This is a genomic window from Micrococcus sp. Mcc28, from assembly GCF_024519775.1.
Taxonomy (GTDB): domain Bacteria; phylum Actinomycetota; class Actinomycetes; order Actinomycetales; family Micrococcaceae; genus Micrococcus; species Micrococcus luteus.
In genome coordinates this window covers 1-18,957 of record NZ_JALJRH010000007.1, presented here as the reverse complement: position 1 = coordinate 18,957, position 18,957 = coordinate 1, and the positions used below count along the sequence as shown (strand labels likewise).

Below are 18,957 nucleotides of genomic sequence, written 5' to 3'. Positions count from 1 at the left end.
CTGGAGGGCATGACTTCCGCTGCCCCCGCATCTGTGAACGCCCCCGACGCGGCCGCCGTGCCCACCGTGGGCCTGGTCGGCTGGCGCGGCATGGTGGGGTCCGTCCTCCTGCAGCGCATGGCCGAGGAGGGCGACTTCGCCCGTATCCATCCCGTCTTCTTCTCCACGTCCAACGCCGGCGGTCCCGCGCCCGTGCTCGAGGGCATGGCCGGTGACCCGGGCGTGCTCCAGGACGCGTACGACGTGGACGCGCTCAAGGCCCTGCCCGTGATCCTCACCGCGCAGGGCGGGGACTACACGCAGGCCGTGTACCCGAAGCTGCGCGCCGCCGGCTGGGACGGCATCTGGATCGACGCCGCCTCCACCCTGCGCATGGCGGACACCTCCGTGATCGCACTGGACCCCGTGAACCGCGGCGTGATCGACGCCGCCCTGGCGAACGGGACGAAGGACTTCATCGGCGGCAACTGCACCGTCTCCTGCATGCTCATGGGCCTCGGTGGCCTGTTCAAGGCGGGCCTGGTCGAGTGGGGCACCGCCATGACCTACCAGGCGGCCTCCGGCGGCGGTGCCCGGCACATGCGCGAGCTGCTCATCCAGTACGCCGAGCTGGGCGGCGCGGTGCGGGCCGAGCTGGCCGATCCGGCGTCGGCGATCCTCGAGATCGACCGCAAGGTGATCGAGCTGCAGCGCGACGGCCTGGACTCGACGCAGTTCGGCGTGCCGCTGGGCGGCTCGCTGATCCCCTGGATCGACTCCGACCTGGGCGACGGCGTCTCCCGCGAGGAGCGCAAGGCCTACGACGAGACCAACAAGGTGCTCGGACTGACCGGGGCGGACCGGATCCCGTTCGACTCGCTGTGCGTGCGGATCGGCGCCATGCGCTCCCACTCGCAGGCCCTCACCCTCAAGCTCACCCGGGACGTGCCGCTGGACGAGGTCGAGCAGATCATCGCCGCGGACAACGAGTGGGTGCAGGTGGTGCCGAACACCAAGGAGGCCACGGTCACCGACCTGACCCCGATCGCCGCGACCGGCACCCTGCAGATCCCCGTCGGCCGGCTGCGCAAGCTCAACATGGGTCCCGAGTACCTGTCGGCGTTCACCGTCGGCGACCAGCTGCTGTGGGGTGCGGCCGAGCCCGTGCGCCGCATGCTGATGATCGCCACCGGCAACCTCTGAGCCGCGACGCCGGCGCGGCGGCGCGCACCCGGCCCAGCCCCGGCCCCCGTACCCGGCCCCCCGCCCCCGGCCCCCGTTTTCGTTCGGGAAACGGCGGGTGTTCGGTCGTTGTCGTTCGGGAAACGGCGCCCGCCCCGCCAAGGGGCGCCGTTTCCCGAACGAAAGCACTCCTGAGGGCGCCGTTTCCCGAACGAAAGTGAGGGGTCAGAGGCTGGTGCCGATGATCATCGGCTCGGGGTGCAGCTCGACGCCGAAGCGTTCGCGCACGCCGTCGCGCACGGTGCGCGCGACCGTCAGGACGTCCTCGGTGGTCGCGTCGCCGCGGTTGGTCATGGCGAGGGTGTGCTTCGTGGACACCGACGCGCGGCCCCCGGCCAGGCCGGTGCCGTCGGCTCCGCGGCCGTCCGGCCCGCCCTCGCGGGGGGCGACCTCGGGCAGCCCGAAGCCCTTCGCGAAGCCCGCGCGATCGATCAGCCAGGCCGCCGAGAGCTTCACGAGCGGCGTCCCGTCCTCGGCCTGGCCGGCGGCGAACGCCGGGGCGCCGTCGGGCAGGGAGGCCCGCACGGACGCGGGCACGATCGGGTTTGTGAAGTAGCTGCCCGTGGACCACGTGTCCGGGTCCGCCGGATCGGACACCATCCCCTTGGCGGCGCGCAGGGCCAGCACCTCGCGGCGGACCACCGCGAGCGGGGCATGGGCGCCCTCCTCGACGTCGAGCGCGGCCGCCAGCTGCCCGTAGCGGACCGGCGCCGTCGGCTCGGCGTCGGAGGAGGCGCGACGCAGCCGCAGGTCGATCGAGAGCACGATCCACCGGGGACTCGGCGCGCCGGTCTCCAGCATGGAGCGCTTGATCACGGAGTCGCGGTAGCCGAAGCGCAGGTCCGCGGGCGTCAGCTCGACGACGTCGCCCGCCTCCCGGTCCCACGCGCGCAGGGCGACGAGCACCTGCGAGACGTCCGCGCCGTACGCGCCGACGTTCTGCACGGGCGTCGCGCCGGCCGAGCCCGGGATGCCCGAGAGCGCCTCGATCCCGCCGAGCCCGTGCGCCACGGTCCATGCGACGGCGTCGTCCCACGGATGGCCCGCCGCGACCCGCACGACGACGGCCTCCCCCTCGTGGTCCGCGAGCCGGGCCCCGTCGCCGACGGGCGGCGCCTCACCCTCGCCGGGCACCGGCCCGTCCAGCACCCCGATGCCCTCGAAGGCCAGCCGCACGACGGTGCCGGGGAAGCCGGAGTCCGCCATGAGGGTGTTGGAACCGCCGCCGAGGACGAACAGGGGCTCGCCCGCCGCGTCGGCGGCGCGCACGGCCTCGATCGCCTCAGCCTCGGTGCGCGCGGTGACCCACGCGCGCGCGGGCCCGCCGACGCGGGTGGTGGTGTGGTCCGCCAGCCGCTCGCTCACGCGCTCTCCCCCGCGGGGTCGGCCAGGCGCACCACGGCCTGCGCCTTGGTCAGCACGCGCGGCTTCGCCGCGTCCGGGTTGGTGACGTTCAGGTCGATCCGCACCGTCCCGGCAGCCTCGTCCACGGCGCCGACCGTGCCGACGACCTCGAGCGTGGCACCGGGGACGGGCGCGCCGTCGTCGTCCGTGCGGACCGTGGTGTCCGCGACGGGCACCATGCCGGTGAAGCGGGTCTGGTAGTCGACGACGGCGCCCGGGTCGCCCGCCCAGTCCGAGACGAGCTGCACGGCCGCGCCCATGGTGAGCATCCCGTGGGCGATGACGCCGGGCAGGCCGACGTGCTCGGCGAACGTCGGGGACCAGTGGATCGGGTTGCGGTCGCCGGAGGCACCCGCGTAGGCGACGAGGTCAGCGCGGGTGAACGTGACGGTGCGCGTGCCGACCACCTCGCCCCGGGCGAGGTCGGACAGGCGGGGGGCGGTGCTCATCAGGACTCCTCTCCCCGGACCAGCAGGGTGGACGTGACGGTGGAGACGGGTGCGCCGTCCAGATCCGCGATCTCTGTGACGGTGGTGACCATGCGGTTGCCGCCGAGGGACTTCACGGCCTCGACCCGCACGGTCGCCACGACCTCGTCCCCGGCCACCAGCGGGCGGTGGTGGACGAAGCGCTCGTCCGCGTGGACCACGCGCGAGAAGTCGATGCCCAGCTCGGGATCGGCGACGACGGCGGCCTCGGCGCGCTGGGCGATGACGACGGCGAAGGTCGGGGGGGCGACCAGGTCGGCGTGTCCCAGGGCCCGGGCGGCCGCGACGTCGTGGTGCGCGGGATGCTGGGCCTGCACGGCCTCGGCGAAGCCGCGGACCGCCTCACGACCGACCTGGAAGGGGGGCGCGGGCGGATAGCTCCGCCCGGCGACGTCGGGGTTCACGCTCAACTCGGGCCTCCTGCGGGACGGTTCTCGACTGCCGTCCAGCCTAACGGCCGGGGCGCCGCTCCCCCTGCCGGCGGGCGGCCTGGCGGAAGCGCACGAGCTGAGCGGACAGGTGAACGGCGACGCCCGCGCCGAGCACGCCCAGGGCGGTCCCGGAGACGGCGAGGCGTCCGGTGGTGCCGCCGACGACCGCCAGCACGATGCCCACGAGGAACAGCGCGGAGCCGGTCAGCACGAGGGTCCGGTACAGCCGGGAGCCGTGCTCCCACGGGGAGACGAAGCCGCGGGGCGCGGCGGTGCCGCGGGTGGGCTGGTGGGCGGGGCGACGCGTGGACATGCCCGCCAGGCTACCGGGGCGACGGACGGGCCCCGGAACGCGAAAGGACCCGGCCCCTCCGAGGAGGTGACCGGGTCCGTCCGATTCCGTAGCGGCGGGGGGACTCGATCCCCCGACCTCACGATTATGAGTCGTGCGCTCTAACCAGCTGAGCTACGCCGCCACGACACGAGAACGCCCGCACTCACGGTTTTCACGCCGCGAGGGCGGGCTCTCATGTCAGAGCCCCGACCGGGAATCGATCCCGGGACCTCCATCTTACCAAGATGGCGCTCTACCACTGAGCTATCGGGGCAACGAGGTGAGACTCTACCAGGGCCCCGGGGCCGATGCAAAATCGGCCCCGGTCACGGCCTCCGGCGGGGTCGGCACCCCGGCGGAATCAGCGGCGGGCGCCCCGATCCGAGCGCTCCTGGGCGCCCCAGCGGGGCTTGCGGCCGCCGGGGCGTCCCCTGCGGTCGCCACGGAAGCTGCGGTCGTCCCGGTCCTTGCGGAAGCCGCCACGATCCTCGCGGGAGCCGCGGTCGTCCCGGTCCTTGCGGTACCCGCCGCGCTGGCCGCCGTCGCGGTCCCCGCGGAAGCCGCCGCGCTCGCCGCGCTCGCCGCGGTCCTTGCGGAAGCCGCCGCGGTCCTCGCCGTCGCGCTCGGCGCGGGTCGGGCGACCGGTGTCCTTGCGCAGGCCGAGGCGACGGCCGTTGATCTCCGCGTTGGCCGCGGCCTCGAGCTGGGCCGAGGTCAGGTCCGCCGGCAGCTCGACGAGCGAGTGGTTGCCGCGCAGGTCGATCGCGCCGATGGCGGAGGCGGGCAGGCCCACCTCGTTCGCCAGCGCGCCCACGATGTTGCCCGGCCGCACGCGGTCCTGGTGGCCGACGGCGATCCAGTACGTCGCGTTGCCGGCCGCGGGCTCCCGGGCCGGGCCACGCGAGCCGCGGCCGTCACTCGTGCCGCGCTCACGGCCGCCGTCGCGCCCACCCTCGCGGCCGCCGTCGCGGTCCTTGCGGCCGCGGGCGCCGCCGAACGGGATCTCCTGCTCGCGGGCCAGCAGCGGGCGGCCGCCCTGGGCCATCATGCCCAGTGCGGCGGCCACGCGCGCCGGCTCGGCCTCGTGCTCGTCGACGTACGCGGCGACGATCTCACCGAACACCGCCAGCTCCTCCTCCGAGGCGCGCTCGAGGGTGCGGGTGATGCCGTCGGCGAAGCGGCGCTTGCGGGCCGCGTTGACGTCGGCGACGGAGGGCACGGCCATCTCCTCGACCTGCTGGCGGGTGGTCCGCTCGATCTGCTTGAGCAGGAAGCGCTCACGCGGGGTCATGAAGAGCACGGCGTCGCCCTGTCGGCCGGCGCGGCCGGTGCGGCCGATGCGGTGCACGTAGGACTCGGCGTCCTGCGGGATGTCGTAGTTGACCACGTGCGAGATGCGCTCGACGTCCAGGCCGCGGGCGGCGACGTCGGTGGCCACGAGGATGTCCACGCGGCCGGCCTTCAGGTCCTCGACGGTCTTCTCGCGCTGCTTCTGGGCGATGTCGCCGGAGATGGCCACGGCCTTGAACCCGGCGCGCGTGAGCTTCTGGGCGAGCTCCTCGGTGCCGGCACGGGTGCGCACGAAGGCGATGACGCCGTCGTGCTCCTCGGTCTCGAGGATCCGGCTCAGGGCCTCGAACTTCCACTGGTGGCCCACCTGGAGGTAGCGCTGGCGGATGGTGGCGGACGTCGTCGACTGACGGGCGACGGCCACCTCCTCCGGGGCGTTCAGGTACTGGGCGGAGATGCGGCGGATGGCCGGGGGCATGGTGGCGGAGAACAGGGCGGTCTGCTTCGTGTCCGGGGTGGAGGCGAGGATGCGGTCCACCTCCTCCGCGAAGCCCATGCGCAGCATCTCGTCCGCCTCGTCCAGCACGAGGGTCTGCAGGTCGGAGAGGTCCAGCGAGCCGCGCTCGAGATGGTCGATCACGCGGCCCGGCGTGCCGACGACGACCTGCGCGCCCCGGCGCAGTCCGGCCAGCTGCGGGCCGTACGGGGAGCCACCGTAGACGGCGAGCACGGAGACGTCGTCGAGGTGCTTGGCGTAGCTGTCGAAGGCGTCGGCCACCTGGAGGGCGAGCTCGCGGGTCGGGGCGAGCGCGAGCACCTGCGGGGTGTCCGCGCGCCCGGTCACGTCCGTGGTCTCGGCGAGGCGGGACAGGGCCGGCAGCGCGAACGCGCCGGTCTTGCCGGTGCCGGTCTGGGCCAGGCCCACGACGTCGCGGCCGTCCAGCAGCAGCGGGATGGTCGCCTCCTGGATCGGCGAGGGGCGGGTGTAGCCCAGGTCCTCGACGGCGGCCAGCACGCGGGCGTCCAGGCCGAGGTCCAGGAAGGTGGGGCCGGCGGGCCCGGCCGGGGCCTCGGGGGCGGCGGGCTCGGCGGCGTCGACCTGCGGGACGGTCCCGGTGGCCTCCTGCTCCGCCTCGGCGAGCTCGGGGGCGACCTCGGCGGTGGTCTGGGGATCGAGGATGTCGGACATGGGTCCTCCTGTGGGGATGCGCGGGCGCACGCCGGAGGACGTCGGTCGCGGGTCGACGTCGTGGGGCGCAGGGGCCAGCTGGGTCAGATGATTCCGTCCACCCGGCAGCCCCCGAGGGCCACGACGTTCGTGACCCGCACACACATCTGCACAGACATCTGCAGTCCGGCGTGGCACACGCGTCCACGCTCATTCATCACAGGGGGAGAGACCGGATCCGGTCCGCCCAGTCTACGCCACCGGATCCCGGGCCGGGCTGTGCCCTCGGACACCCCGGCCGCGCACCGGCCGGGGCGATAGGCTCGGCAGGTGCCCCAGAACAGCGAAGACCGCCCCCTCGCCCGCGGGCTCGGCCGGGCCGCCGGCCGTGCCGCCCAGTCCTTCCGGGAGAATCAGCGGGCCGACGACGCACGGCTGCGCGCCGAGCGCGCCCGCCTCACCGCCGAGGACGAGGAGCGCCTGGAACGGCGCCGCGCGGACCGCGAGCGCGACCTGGTCGCGCGGGACGCGGCCGAGTCCGATGCCGGCCTCGTCCACCCGCTCCTGAAGGTCGCGCGCCTCTACTGGCTCGCGGTCACCGTGGTGCTGGTCGGCATCGCGGGCGCGTTCCTCTGGAACGGGGCCCGCGCACAGGACAGCGGCGAGCCCGTCATCGATCCGCTCACCGGCATGGAGTCGGTGGGCGTGCTGGGCGGCGCGACGGGGCAGTTCACGATGGGCACCGCCGTCGCCCTGCTGGCCGCGGCGTCCCTGTGGGGCTGGATCGGTCTGCTGCGCCGCCGTCGTTCGGCGATCGGGACCCTGACGTTCATCGCCGTCCTGCTGGCCGCCCCCGCGTTCCTGCGGGCCAACGGCCTGCTGATCATCCTCGCCGTCGTGATGCTCCTGGGCGCCGCGCTCGTCTGGCTGCCGCCCGTGCGCTCGCGCGTGCGGCGCTGAGCCCGCGCGTCCCGCCCCCGCCGCCGGGCGGCGGCGCCGCTCAGTCCTCCACGGGACGGGCGGAGGCGACGACGGGCCGGGCCGTGGCGAGGTCGTACTCCATGACCTGACGGCCGCCGATCCACACGCGCAGGGCCCGCTGCATGACATCGAGCGGGTCGCCGGACCAGAGCACCAGGTCGGCATCCTTGCCCACCTCGAGGGAGCCGATGCGGTCGTCCAGCCCGAGCACGCGCGCGGGATGCAGGGTGATGGCGCGCAGGGCGGTCTCCCGGTCCAGGCCCTCCTTCACCGACAGCGCCGCCTGGTAGACGAGGAAGTCGATGGGCACCACCGGGTGGTCGGTGATGATGCTGATCTCGACGCCGGCCCGCGCCAGACGGCCCGGGTTGCGCATCGAGCGGCCCCGCAGCTCCGGCTTGGACTTGGTGGTGAACAGCGGGCCGATCAGCACCGGCACGCCGCGGGCCGCGAGCTGGTCGGCCAGCGGGTGCGCCTCGGTGCCGTGGTCCAGGACGAGGTCGTAGCCGAACTCGTCGGCCAGGCGCAGGGCGGTGGCGACGTCGTCGGTGCGGTGGCAGTGCTGGCGCCAGGGGATCGTGCGCTCCAGGACGAGGGCGAGGGCGTCGAGGTGGGGGTCGCGGGTGAAGGGCTTGTCCTCGCGCTCGGCCTCCGCGCGGCGGGCCATGTAGCCCTGCGCCCGCAGGAACGCCTCGCGGATCACGAGGGCGGTGCCCAGCCGCGTGGACGGGGTGCGGCCCTTCTCCTTGTAGACGTTCTTGGGGTTCTCGCCGAGGGCGGACTTCACGCCCGAGGGACTGCGCAGCACCATCTCGTCCACGGTGCGTCCGTGGGTGTGCAGCGCCACCGCCTGGCCGCCGATCGGGTTGCCCGAGCCGGGGTTCACGTTCACGGTGGTCACCCCGCCGGCCAGGGCGTCCTTCCAGCCCGGCTCGTTCGGGTCGACGGCGTCGATCGCCCGCACCCCGGCCATCACCGGGTCCGTCATCTCGTTGACGTCCGCGGTCGCACCGACCTCGCCCTCGGCGTGCATGCCGAGGTGGACGTGGGCGTCCACGAAGCCGGGCAGCAGCCAGCGCCCCTCGCAGTCCACCACCTCGGCGCCGTCGGGCGCCTCGACGTCGGGGCCGAGCGCGGTGATGCGGCCGTCCTCGACGAGCAGGGTGCCGTCGAACGGCTCGGCGGCGATGGGGACGACATGGGCGTTGACGAAGGCGGTGAGGGTCATGCCCGTCACACTACGCCGCCGGGTGCTCCCCACCCGTGCGCTAGACCTCTGGCGGACGTCGGCGGGTCAGAGGCTGCCCAGAGCCCGCTCCAGGTCCGCCACGAGGTCCTCGGCGTCCTCGATGCCCACCGACAGGCGCAGCAGGTCGTCCGGCACGGCCAGCTCGGTGCCGGCCACGGAGGCGTGGGTCATCTCCGCCGGGTAGTTCATCAGCGACTCGATGCCGCCCAGGGACTCGGCGAGCTGGAACAGGCGGGTCGACTCGGCCACGCGGCGGGCCGCCGCGGCGCCGCCGGACAGGCGCAGCGAGACCATGCCGCCGAAACCGCGCATCTGGCGCTGCGCGAGGTCATGGCCGGGGTGGTCCGGCAGCCCCGGGTAGAGCACCTGGGAGACCTCGGCGCGGCCGGTGAGCCACTCGGCGACGGCCTGGGCGTTGGCCTGGTGGCGGTCCATGCGCACCCCGAGCGTCTTGAGGCCGCGCGTGGTCAGGTACGCGTCCATGGGCCCGTTCACGGCCCCCGCCGCGAACTGCTGGAACTTCACCTGTTCGGCGAGTGCGGCGTCCGGGATCACGAGCGCCCCGCCGATCACGTCCGAGTGGCCGCCGATGTACTTCGTGGTGGAGTGCACCACCACGTCCGCGCCGAGGGCGATCGGGGACTGCAGGTACGGCGTCGCGAAGGTGTTGTCCACCACGAGCAGGGCGCCGTGCGCGTGGGCCGCCTCGGCGACCGCGGCGACGTCGGAGATCTTCATCATCGGGTTCGACGGGGTCTCCAGCCACACCATGACCGGTCCCGTGGCGGCGGCGCGCTCGACGGCGGCGGCGACCTGCTCGGCGTCCCCCATGTCCACGACGACGTGCTCCACGCCCCACGGGGCGAGCACGCGGGAGATGAGGCGGTAGGAGCCGCCGTACACGTCGTTGCCGAGCACGATCGTCATGCCCGGCCGGCCCGCGCCCATGATCAGCGCGGTCTCCGCGGCCAGGCCGGAGGCGAACGTGAGGCCGGTGGCCCGGGGGGCGCCGGACTCGTCGACGCCGGCCTCGAGCGCGGCCAGCTGCTCCTGCAGCGCGTCCCGGGTGGGGTTGGTGCCGCGGCCGTAGTCGTAGCCGCGCCGCAGCTCGCCGACGGCCGTGGGCGCGTAGGTGCTCGAGAGGTGGATCGGCGGGACGACGGCGCCGAACACCTCGTCCAGGTGCTGGCCCGCGTGCACGGCGCGCGTGCCGAAGCCTCCCCCCTGGGGGTGGGCGGCGGCGTCTTCGGCGCCGGTGTCGGGGGTGGTGGCGTGCGGGTCCTCGTGGACGTTCTGCTCGGTCATCTCGGGAGCCTCCTCGGAGAGATCGGGTCGGGTGGGGCGGGCGCGGCCGGTGCGGCCGGCCTCAGGCGGTGACGTGGGCGAGGACGTCGTGCAGGGTGACGACGCCCTGGACGCGGCCGGCCTCGAGCACCAGCAGCACGGGGTCCTGGGCGAGGCGCCGGGCCACGGCGCGCAGCGGGGTGCGCGCCCCCAGGCAGGGCAGCACGGGGCCCATGACGTCGGCCACGGGGGTCTGCGCGGTGGCCCGCCCCTCAGCGAGGGCGTCCGCGAGCGCGGCGGAGGAGACGGTGCCGCGGACCTCGCCGATCCGCAGGTCGTGCCGGGGCTCGAGGATCACGGGCAGGGCGTCGACGCCGTACCGGTTCATGGTCGCCACGGCGTCCGCCACCGAGGTGGTCGGGGCCGCGGTGACGAGGGTGGGCACGGAGCCCGGGAACAGGTCGGCCTTCTCGGTCAGCAGCTCCCCCGCCGTCGCGGACCAGCGGTCGGCCTCGGCGGGGGCGCCCGCGCGGGTCGCCGGCTCGGCGTCGGCGTGCTCGAGCACCTCGACGGGCGTGCCGGCCCCGCCGGCGGCCCCCGTGGCGCCGTCGTCGTCCATCTGCGGGACCGCCGAGCGGGTGCGCCCGCGCGCCCACGCCGGCAGCACGGTCTCGCGGACGTCGTAGTCGAAGCCGCGCTCGTCCATCCACGGGTCGTTGAAGATCTTGGCGAGGTAGCCGCGGCCCGAGTCGGGCAGCACGATCACCATGACGTCCTCCGGGCCGAGCTCGCGGGCGGCGCGCAGGCCGGCGACGACGGCCAGACCGGAGGAGCCGCCCACGAGCAGGCCCTCCTCGGCGGCGAGGCGGCGGGTCATGGCCAGGGCCTCGGCGTCCTCGACGGCGATGACCTCGTCCGGGACCGCGGGGTCGTAGTTGTCCACCCACATGTCCTCGCCGACACCCTCGACGAAGTAGGGCCGGCCGGCGCCGCCGGAGTACACCGAGCCGCTGGGGTCCGCGCCGATCACGCGGACCGGACCGGACGGGCGGTCCGCCGAGACCTCCTTGAGGTAGCGGCCGGTGCCCGTGATGGTGCCGCCCGTGCCGGCGCCCATCACGACGTGGGTGACGCGGCCGGCCGTGTCCTCCCAGATCTCGGGGCCGGTGGTCTCGTAGTGGGAGGCCGGGGCGGCGGGGTTGAAGAACTGGTTGGGCTGATAGGCCCCGGGGATCTCCCGCACGAGGCGGTCGGCGACCCCGTAGTAGGACTCCTCGGACGTCGGGTCCACGGCGGTGGGCGTGACGACGAGCTCGGCGCCGTACGCGCTGAGCACGTCCCGCTTCTCCTGACCCACCTTGTCCGGGGTGACGAACACGGTGCGGTAGCCCTTGAGCTGCGAGACCAGGGCCAGCCCCACGCCCGTGTTGCCCGAGGTGGGCTCCACGACGGTGCCGCCCGGGCCGAGCAGGCCCTCGCGCTCGGCCTCCTCGATCATCTTCAGCGCGATGCGGTCCTTCACGGAGCCGCCGGGGTTCAGGTACTCGACCTTCACCAGGACGGTGGCCTCGATGCCCTCCGTCACGGAGTGCAGCTTCACGAGCGGGGTGTGCCCGATCAGCTCGAGGACGTTCTCGGCGTACTGCATGGGCTGCGCAGGGGTGGGCGCGGGGGTCTTTTCACTCACGCACCCCACGCTACGCCAGGGGCCGGACGCCGAAGGAGGGCTCCGGACACGCGGGGCAACGCCCGGCGTGCGCGCCGTCACGGCCGACGTCGTCCTGTCCGGGCCCGGGTGTACGGTGCGGGCATGACCGCCCCGGACGCCGAGCGCCGCGTGCGCGTGCCCGTCCCCGTGGACGTCGCGCTCACCCTGCGCCCCCTGCAGCGCGGTGCGGCCGACCCCACGGTCCGCGCCACACCGCAGGGCGTCTGGCTCACTCTGCGCTCCCCCGCCCCGGACGTGGCGTCGGGCGGCCCGGGCCGGCCGACGTCGTTGCTGGTCTCCGGCGTCCGGGAGGCCGCAGGGGGCGGCACCGCGGTGACGGCCCGCGCGTGGGGCGCGGGCGCGAGCGCCGCCGTCGCCGGCGTGGAACGCCTGCTCGGCCTGCACGACGACGGCTGGGACGCCTTCGACGCCCTGCTGCGGCCGGACTCCGGCGCGCCCGCGCTGCCGCCGCACGTGCGCGAGGCGCGGCGGATGCGGGCCGGGCTGCGGCTGCCGGCGGCGGGCGCGCTGTCCCGGCAGCTGCTCACCGCCGTGCTCGAGCAGAAGGTCACCCACGACCAGGCGCGGCACGGCTGGCGCACCCTCGTGCGGCTGGCCGCCCGGATCGACGACGACGGGCCCGCCCCCGGCCCGGTGCCGCCGGGGATGCTGCCGCCGCCGACCCCGGCCGCCGTCCTGCGGATCCCCTCGTGGGACTGGCATGCGCGGGCCTGGGTGCAGCCCTCCCAGTCGCGGACCATGCTGGAGGTCGCCCGGCGGGCCGCGAGCATCGACCGGCTCGGCGACGCGGTCGCCCCCGGGGACACGGCCGGGGTGGCCGCGCTGGCCCGGCGCCTGGAGTCGGTGCCCGGGATCGGGCCGTGGACCACGGCCGAGGCGCTGCAGCGCAGCCACGGGGCGGCGGACCTCGTCTCCGTGGGCGACTACCACCTGGCGCAGTACGTGGGGCAGGTCCTCACGGGACGCCGGACCGACGACGCCGGGATGCTCCGCCTGCTCGCGCCATGGGCCGGGCACCGGCAGCGGGTGGTGCGGATGATCGGGCTCTCCGGAGAGCGCAAGCAGGCGTTCGGGCCCAAGCTCGCCCCGGCCGACCACCGCGCCCACTGACGCGACGCCGGGCCGGCCGAGGCCGTGCCGGCGCGTCCGCGCGACCCCTCCGCTCCTGCACAGGCCGCTGCTCCCGGCGTGTCCTCCCCAGCCCCGGCCGGGTCCGGCCGGCCGCCCGCCCCGGGTTCCTAGCGTGGGCGATGCCGCTCCGACCGGTGCGGCGCCGCCGGGACCCTGATGAGTCCCCACCCGGGAGGAGACCGCCATGACCACCGCCTTCGAGCCCCGCCCGCACACCGCCGCCGCCCCGCGCGAACCCGACCCGCACGGCCCCGGCACGCCCGGCTCCCTGCGTCCGGGCGAGCGCGGCTCCGTGCTCATCGTGACCCGCCACCCCGACCCGGACGAGGCCATGCGGCACGCGATGGCCTGGATCACCGCCTTCGAGGAGGACTGCGGCCTCGTGCTGGACACGGACGAGACCGCGCTCTACGCCGTCGGCCGAGCGGGCGACCTGGGTGAAGCCCTGCGTCGCGGCCCCCTGGTCCACGAGGACGGCAGCCCCGCCGACACCTCCGCGTTCGTGGACGCGGTGCTCGCGGACGGCACGTGGCGCCTGCGCGACGCCGACCCGCGGGCGTGGTCGACCACGTACCGTGCCACGATCCTGGGCGCCGCCCCCGAGGCGGTCTGCACCATCTGGGACGTGTTCCCGCTGCCCGCCGCCTGAGGGTGACGGTCGTCGTCAGCCCGCACCCTGGGCGTGGGCCTGGGCCTGGACGACCTTCGCGCCCTCTTCGCGCAGCTCGACCTTGCGGACCTTGCCGGAGACGGTCATGGGGAAGGCGTCGAGCACGCGGACGTAGGCCGGGATCTTGAAGTGCGCGATCCGGCCCGTGGCGAACTCGCGGACGGCGTCCACGGTGAGCGGCTCGACGCCGTCCTTCATGATCACGCAGGCCATGAGCTGCTCGCCGTACTTCTCGTCCGGCACGCCCACCACCTGGACGTCCTGGATGTCCGGGTGGGTGTAGAGGAACTCCTCCACCTCGCGCGGGGAGATGTTCTCGCCGCCGCGGATCACGAGGTCCTTGATGCGGCCCTCGATGCGCACGGAGCCGTCCTCGTCCATGGAGGCGAGGTCGCCGGAGTGCATCCAGCCGTCGGCGTCCAGCACCTCGGCGGTCTTCTCGGGGGCGTCCCAGTAGCCGAGCATCACGGAGTAGCCGCGGGTGCACAGCTCGCCCGTGGCCCCGCGCGGGACGACCTCACCGGTGGCGGGGTCCACGATCTTCGTCTCCACGTGGGGCATGGTGCGGCCGACGGTCTGGGTGCGCACCTCCAGGGAGTCGTCGCGGCGGGTCATGGTGGACACGGGCGCGGTCTCCGTCATGCCGTAGCAGATGGCGACCTCGGACATGTGGAACCGGTCGATGACCTTCTTCATCACCTCGACGGGGCACGTGGAGCCGGCCATCACGCCGGTGCGCAGCGTCGTCAGGTCCAGCTCGTCCGCCTCGGGCCGGGCGAGCATGGCGATGAACATCGCCGGCACGCCGTACAGGCTCGTCGCGCCGGTGGCGGCGACGGCCCGCAGCGCCGAGACCGGCTCGAAGCTGCGCGCCGGGATGACGGCGAGCGAGCCATGGGAGACGGTGGCGATCACGCCGATCACCATGCCGAAGCAGTGGAAGAACGGCACCGGGATCACCACGGTGTCCTCCTCCGTGTAGCCCAGCAGCTCGCCGATGTGGAAGCCGTTGTTCAGCACGTTGCGATGCGTCAGCGTGACGCCCTTGGGGAAGCCGGTGGTGCCCGAGGTGTACTGCAGGTTCACGGGGTCCGCCGGCCGGGTGGCGGCCTCGCGCGCGGCCAGGTCCTCGTCCGAGACCCGCGCGGCCCCGGCCAGGAAGGCGGCCCACGTGCCCTCGGCCACGGGATCGGCGGCGTGCCGGCCGGCCACGTCACCGTCCTGCACGTGGGCGTAGGCGTCCTCGCCGCTCCCGGCCGGCAGCATGATCAGCTGCCGCAGGTGCGGCGCCGACTCACGGGCCACGGCCCGCGCGGTGGCGGGCGGGTCCATGCGTGCGTCCGCGCAGGCCACCACCAGCCCGCGCATGTCGCACTGCTCGACCACGTACGTCAGCTCGTGGGCGCGGTACGCCGGGTTGAGGTTCACGAGGATGACGCCGGCGCGTGCCGCGCCGTAGAGCAGCGAGACCCACTCGGCGACGTTGGGGCTCCACATCCCGATCCGGTCCCCCGCCTCGTAGCCCGCAGCCATGAGCGCCTTGGCCACCGTCACGGACTCCTCCCGCAGCTGCCCGTAGGTCCAGGTGCGTCCGGTGGCAGGGTCCCCGTCCGGTCCACACTCCAGGAGGGCGGCGCGGTCGGCGAACCGGCGGGCGGTGTCGTCGAGGTTCTGGGCCAGGGTCTGCTCGAGCAGCTCGACGTCGGTCGGTCCCTGGGTGAAGGACTCGGGGGCGGTGGACTCGGTCATCGGGCGCTCCTCGCGGACGGTCGGGCGACGCCGCACGGCGTCACGATGCACGGCCGTGCCGCCGCCGGACCGCGGAGGGCATCGGGTGTGACACGGACCACAGGCAGGCTACGTCGCCTGGCGGGAGGCCGCCACCTCCCGGGGCGGGGACGCGGGGTGTGCCACGGCCCCGGACGGCAGAAGACCCCGGGACCGTACGGTCCCGGGGTCTTCGTTCCGGTGGCAGATACTGGATTCGAACCAGTGAAGGCAGTGCCAGCTGATTTACAGTCAGCCCCCTTTGGCCGCTCGGGAAATCTGCCGTGCCACCCGGCGGCTGCCGGACGTCTCGAGGACGACCGCACCGGTCGGGCGAGAGTCCACTGTACAGCATCTCCGCGCCACGCCGCCAATCGGCCCGGGACCGCGTCCGTCGTCCCCGGTAGGCTGGCCCGCAGAGCGCTCCGCGCGGCCCCGCAGTGGCCGTCGACGACGGGCGCGCCCCGTCCGCAGACCCTGAAGGAGAGCACCCGTGGCCAGCGATTCCACGTTCGACGTCGTCAGCAAGGTGGACAGCCAGGAGGTGTCCAACGCCCTGAACCAGGCGCAGAAGGAGATCGCCCAGCGCTACGACTTCAAGGGCGTCGGCGCCGAGATCGACTTCTCCGGCGAGAAGATCCTCATGAAGGCCTCCTCCGAGGAGCGCGTCAAGGCCGTCAAGGACGTGTTCGAGTCCAAGCTCGTCAAGCGCGGCATCTCCCTCAAGTCCCTCGACGCCGGCGCCCCGTTCGCCTCCGGCAAGGAGTACCGCATCGAGGCGACCATGAAGGAGGGCATCGACCAGCCCACCGCGAAGAAGATCACCAAGCTGATCCGCGACGAGGGCCCCAAGTCCGTCAAGGCCCAGATCCAGGGGGACGAGCTGCGCGTGTCCTCCAAGTCCCGCGACGACCTGCAGTCGGTCATCGCGATGCTCAAGGACTTCGAGGACGCGGACCTGCAGTTCGTGAACTTCCGCTGATCCGCACGCCGTCTCCCCTCCGAGCCCACCAGGAGTCCCCATGCTGTACCTGATCGACCCTCGCGGGGCCGTGTGGTCCGCCGACACCACGATCGGCCGGGCGCGGGCCCGGGCCCGCGTGGACGGCCGCCCGGTCGACGACCTGAAGTTCACCAAGGCCGCCATGCTCCTGACCTTCGAGGACCATGTGGACCTCGCGCTGCGTCACGGCATCGCCGCCCCGCGCGGCCTCCTCCTCGACCACGGGTTCGTGGCCCAGGTGCTCGCCCCCGCGAACCTGAAGGCCCAGCGCGCCAACCAGGACGCGATCGCCGAGCAGCTCGCGGTGGTGGAGCGTCGCACGGAGGACGTCGGATCGCTGCGCTCCCACCGGCACGCGGCCGCCTACGAGGGCGCGGACCAGGATCTGGAGCGCCGCATCAAGAAGGCGGAGGAGGCGGCCCGCGAGACGCTCCAGGCGGCCCCGGACGAGGACCTCGTCCGCCACTGGACGCGCCTGGGCGGCGCGGTGCCGGCCACGCTCCAGGCCGACCGCGACCGCTGACCCGCCGGCCGCCGTCGTCGTGGTGGCTCCCGTGGACGGCGGCTCAGGCTGCCGCGAGCCAGACGTTTCGGCGGTTTCGCGGCCCGATCTGCAGCAGAATCATCTGGCTCACGGGCAGAAACGTCTGGCTCGGCGCTCCTCGGCGGTCGCGGGCTCGCAGCCTCCCGCCACGGAACCCCGCGCCCGCTCAGGGTGTGGGGTTCCGCGCGTCGTAGCGCAGGAAGCCGGGCTCCCACCGCATCAGCGCGGTCACGCCGAGCATGCACAGCACACCGCCGGCCAGCAGGGTCGGCCCCTCCCCCAGGCCCACGGAGGCGCCGCCGGTGAGCAGCTCGCCCAGGCGCGGCCCGCCCGCCACCACGACGACGAACACGCCCTGCAGCCGGCCGCGCAGGTGGTCCGGGGTCGCGGACTGCAGGATCGAGCCGCGGAAGACGCCGGAGAGCGAATCCGCGGCCCCGCCCACCGCCATGCACAGCGCGGCGAGGGCGAACGCGAGCGTGAGGCGGGGATCGCCGTCGGGCAGGGACTGCGCCCACCACACCACGCCGCCGAACGCGGCCACCGCCGCGCCCCACACGAGGATCGAGACGTACACGCCCCAGCCCTGCGCATGCAGGCGTGTGAACGGCGCGGAGAACAGCCCCGCGAGGAACGCGCCCGCCGCCATCGCGGCCAGCAGCACGCCGACGGCGGCCTCACCGCCGCCGAGCACCACGGCGCCGATGGCGGGCAGCAGGGCGCGCGGGAACGCCGTCGTCATGGCCACGATGTCCGCGAGGAAGGTCATCCGCAGGTTCGGTCGCGAGCCGAGGAAGCGCAGGCCCTCGACCACCGAGGCCAGGCCCCCGCGCGTCCCCGAGGCGGCCGCGGCCTCGCCCCGCTGCGGCGGCAGGGACGGCAGCCGCCACACGGCGTACAGGGCGGCGAGGAAGGTGACGACGTCGATCGAGTAGGTCCACGCGTAGCCGACCGCCGCCACGAGCACGCCGCCCAGCACGGGGCCGACCATCAGGGCCACGGAGAACGTCATCATGTTCAGCGCGTTCGCCGCCGGCACGAGCGGCAGGCCCACGAGCGCGGGGATGATCGCGCCGCGGGTGGGCTGGTTGATGCCGGACGCGCCGGAGTGCAGGGCCACGAGGGCGTACAGCACCGGCACCGACTCGAGCCCGGCCCAGGCCTGCGCGGCGATGCCGACCGTGGTCAGCCACATGACGGCCGACGAGGTCAGTGCGACGCGGCGGCGGTCGTGCCGGTCCGCGATCGCGCCGCCGTACAGGCCCGCGACCACGAGCGGCACGAGCGCGGCGAGGCCGAGCAGGCCCACCGCGAACGAGGAGCCGGTCAGGGCGAACACCTCGAGGGACACCGCCACGAGCGTGAGCTGCGTGCCCACGTACGCGAGCGTGTTGCCGAGCCACAGCCGCCGGTAGGCGGGTGAGACCCGCAGCGGGGTGATGTCGACGAGGAGGCGGGCCACCCCGGAAGCCTAGCGCCGGGGCGGCCAGGGCCCGCCCCGGATCAGGCGGTCGGGACGGAGGCCCCGTCGCGGGAGATGCGGGTCATCTCCTCCCGGTCCACGACCTTCACCCGCTCCCGCGCCACCGGACCGGCCTCCGTCGCCTGCGCACCCAAGGACTTCTCGTGGTCATCCAGAGCATGCCAGCCGGCCCACGTGGTGTACGGCACCTCACGGGACTCGAGCAGCTCGATCACCGACTCCTCGGAGGGCTCCTGGGCCGTCCACAGCCCCGGCTCGTCCTCGATCAGATGCTTGATCGTCTCCAGGGAGTCACCCTTGGTGTGCCCGATCAGGCCCACCGGGCCCCGCTTGATCCACCCCGAGGCGTACAGGCCCGGCACGGGGGCACCGTCCGCGTCGAGCACCCGGCCCTGCGCGTTCGGGATCACCCCGCGCACCTCATCGAACTCCACCCCCTCCACGGGCGAACCGAAGTAGCCCACCGCCCGGTAGATCGCCTGCACCGGGTAGTCCACGGTCTCGTCCGTCGGGCGGACCCCACCGGAACCGTCCAGCTCCATTCGGCGCATCCGCAGGCCGTCCACCCGGCCGTCGCCGTCCTCGTCCAGGAACTCCTCGGGGGCCTGGAGGAAATGCAGGTGCAGCCGACGCGAGGCGCTCTGCTGACGGTCCTCCTGCTCCATGAGCCAGTTCGTCAGCGTCCCCACCATGGTGCGGACCTGGTTGTTCTCCTCGATCGCCTTCTCCGAGGCCTCATCGAAGTCGAAGTCCTCCTCGTACAACACGATGTCCACATCC

16 protein-coding genes, 3 tRNA genes and 1 pseudogene are annotated in these 18,957 nt (G+C 74.2%); 6 read left to right on the top strand and 14 right to left on the bottom strand.

Annotated features, from left to right (window positions below):
- The first annotated feature begins 9 nt into the window (after positions 1–9).
- Positions 10–1,182, top strand: coding sequence for an aspartate-semialdehyde dehydrogenase (gene asd, locus NR073_RS05020; protein ID WP_044659549.1), 1,173 nt, complete (start codon positions 10–12; stop codon positions 1,180–1,182).
- Positions 1,183–1,386: 204 nt separating this feature from the next.
- Here asd and NR073_RS05015 read toward each other — a convergent pair whose 3' ends face one another.
- From NR073_RS05015 to NR073_RS04985, 7 genes are all read right to left on the bottom strand, one after another.
- Positions 1,387–2,586 carry a UDP-N-acetylmuramate dehydrogenase gene (locus NR073_RS05015; RefSeq protein WP_044659548.1) on the bottom strand — a complete coding sequence of 400 codons (1,200 nt, stop codon included), beginning with the start codon at positions 2,584–2,586 and terminating at the stop codon, positions 1,387–1,389.
- Positions 2,583–3,074: a MaoC/PaaZ C-terminal domain-containing protein gene (locus NR073_RS05010; protein ID WP_044659547.1), complete on the bottom strand. Its 492-nt coding sequence runs from the start codon at positions 3,072–3,074 to the stop codon at positions 2,583–2,585. The genes NR073_RS05015 and NR073_RS05010 overlap by 4 nt, the downstream gene beginning before the upstream one ends.
- Positions 3,074–3,523, bottom strand: coding sequence for a MaoC family dehydratase N-terminal domain-containing protein (locus tag NR073_RS05005; protein ID WP_002854745.1), 450 nt, complete (start codon positions 3,521–3,523; stop codon positions 3,074–3,076). Before NR073_RS05005 ends, NR073_RS05010 begins: the two co-directional genes overlap by 1 nt.
- Before the next feature lie 40 nt (positions 3,524–3,563).
- Positions 3,564–3,857, bottom strand: a complete 294-nt coding sequence (locus NR073_RS05000; RefSeq protein ID WP_041103577.1) for a hypothetical protein — start codon at positions 3,855–3,857, stop codon at positions 3,564–3,566.
- Between the two features lie 89 nt (positions 3,858–3,946).
- Positions 3,947–4,020: transfer RNA gene (locus NR073_RS04995), tRNA-Met, on the bottom strand.
- 60 nt (positions 4,021–4,080) lie between these two features.
- A tRNA-Thr gene (locus NR073_RS04990) sits at positions 4,081–4,152 on the bottom strand.
- An 87-nt stretch (positions 4,153–4,239) separates the two neighbouring features.
- Complete coding sequence (locus tag NR073_RS04985) at positions 4,240–6,357, bottom strand: DEAD/DEAH box helicase (RefSeq protein WP_044659546.1); 2,118 nt, start codon at positions 6,355–6,357, stop codon at positions 4,240–4,242.
- Between the two features lie 309 nt (positions 6,358–6,666).
- Here NR073_RS04985 and NR073_RS04980 point away from each other — a divergent pair, with 309 nt between their 5' ends.
- Positions 6,667–7,296 carry a hypothetical protein gene (locus tag NR073_RS04980; protein WP_044659545.1) on the top strand — a complete coding sequence of 210 codons (630 nt, stop codon included), beginning with the start codon at positions 6,667–6,669 and terminating at the stop codon, positions 7,294–7,296.
- A gap of 40 nt (positions 7,297–7,336) precedes the next feature.
- Here the strand turns inward: NR073_RS04980 and NR073_RS04975 are convergent, their stop codons facing one another.
- The 3 genes from NR073_RS04975 to NR073_RS04965 all read right to left on the bottom strand — a co-directional run bounded on the left by NR073_RS04975 (position 7,337) and on the right by NR073_RS04965 (position 11,498).
- Positions 7,337–8,545 carry an amidohydrolase gene (locus tag NR073_RS04975; RefSeq protein WP_044659544.1) on the bottom strand — a complete coding sequence of 403 codons (1,209 nt, stop codon included), beginning with the start codon at positions 8,543–8,545 and terminating at the stop codon, positions 7,337–7,339.
- Positions 8,546–8,611: 66 nt separating this feature from the next.
- On the bottom strand, positions 8,612–9,871 hold the full coding sequence (locus NR073_RS04970; protein ID WP_082067610.1) for a cystathionine gamma-synthase: 1,260 nt from the start codon (positions 9,869–9,871) through the stop codon (positions 8,612–8,614).
- A 61-nt stretch (positions 9,872–9,932) separates the two neighbouring features.
- The gene (locus tag NR073_RS04965) at positions 9,933–11,498 is read right to left on the bottom strand and encodes a pyridoxal-phosphate dependent enzyme (RefSeq protein ID WP_036317690.1); all 1,566 of its coding nucleotides are present in this window, start codon (positions 11,496–11,498) and stop codon (positions 9,933–9,935) included.
- 162 nt (positions 11,499–11,660) lie between these two features.
- On the opposite strand from NR073_RS04965, the gene NR073_RS04960 reads away from it, so the two are divergent.
- On the top strand, positions 11,661–12,689 hold the full coding sequence (locus NR073_RS04960; RefSeq protein WP_044659543.1) for a DNA-3-methyladenine glycosylase: 1,029 nt from the start codon (positions 11,661–11,663) through the stop codon (positions 12,687–12,689).
- A gap of 205 nt (positions 12,690–12,894) precedes the next feature.
- Positions 12,895–13,359 carry a hypothetical protein gene (locus tag NR073_RS04955; protein WP_041103583.1) on the top strand — a complete coding sequence of 155 codons (465 nt, stop codon included), beginning with the start codon at positions 12,895–12,897 and terminating at the stop codon, positions 13,357–13,359.
- A 15-nt stretch (positions 13,360–13,374) separates the two neighbouring features.
- Here NR073_RS04955 and NR073_RS04950 read toward each other — a convergent pair whose 3' ends face one another.
- Positions 13,375–15,129: an AMP-binding protein gene (locus tag NR073_RS04950; RefSeq protein WP_044659542.1), complete on the bottom strand. Its 1,755-nt coding sequence runs from the start codon at positions 15,127–15,129 to the stop codon at positions 13,375–13,377.
- 220 nt (positions 15,130–15,349) lie between these two features.
- Positions 15,350–15,431, bottom strand: a tRNA-Tyr gene (locus tag NR073_RS04945).
- A 209-nt stretch (positions 15,432–15,640) separates the two neighbouring features.
- Between NR073_RS04945 and NR073_RS04940 the strand changes: the two genes are divergently transcribed.
- Positions 15,641–16,129 (top strand): YajQ family cyclic di-GMP-binding protein, encoded by a 489-nt coding sequence (locus NR073_RS04940; RefSeq protein ID WP_002856881.1) that lies wholly within the window; start codon positions 15,641–15,643, stop codon positions 16,127–16,129.
- A gap of 40 nt (positions 16,130–16,169) precedes the next feature.
- Positions 16,170–16,673: a hypothetical protein gene (locus NR073_RS04935; RefSeq protein WP_036317679.1), complete on the top strand. Its 504-nt coding sequence runs from the start codon at positions 16,170–16,172 to the stop codon at positions 16,671–16,673.
- Between the two features lie 187 nt (positions 16,674–16,860).
- On the opposite strand, the gene NR073_RS04930 is transcribed toward NR073_RS04935, so the two are convergent.
- Entirely contained in the window at positions 16,861–18,156 is a 1,296-nt protein-coding gene (locus tag NR073_RS04930; protein ID WP_044659541.1) for an MFS transporter, read from the bottom strand.
- 41 nt (positions 18,157–18,197) lie between these two features.
- Positions 18,198–18,957, bottom strand: a pseudogene (locus tag NR073_RS04925) (pyridine nucleotide-disulfide oxidoreductase); the annotation flags it as partial.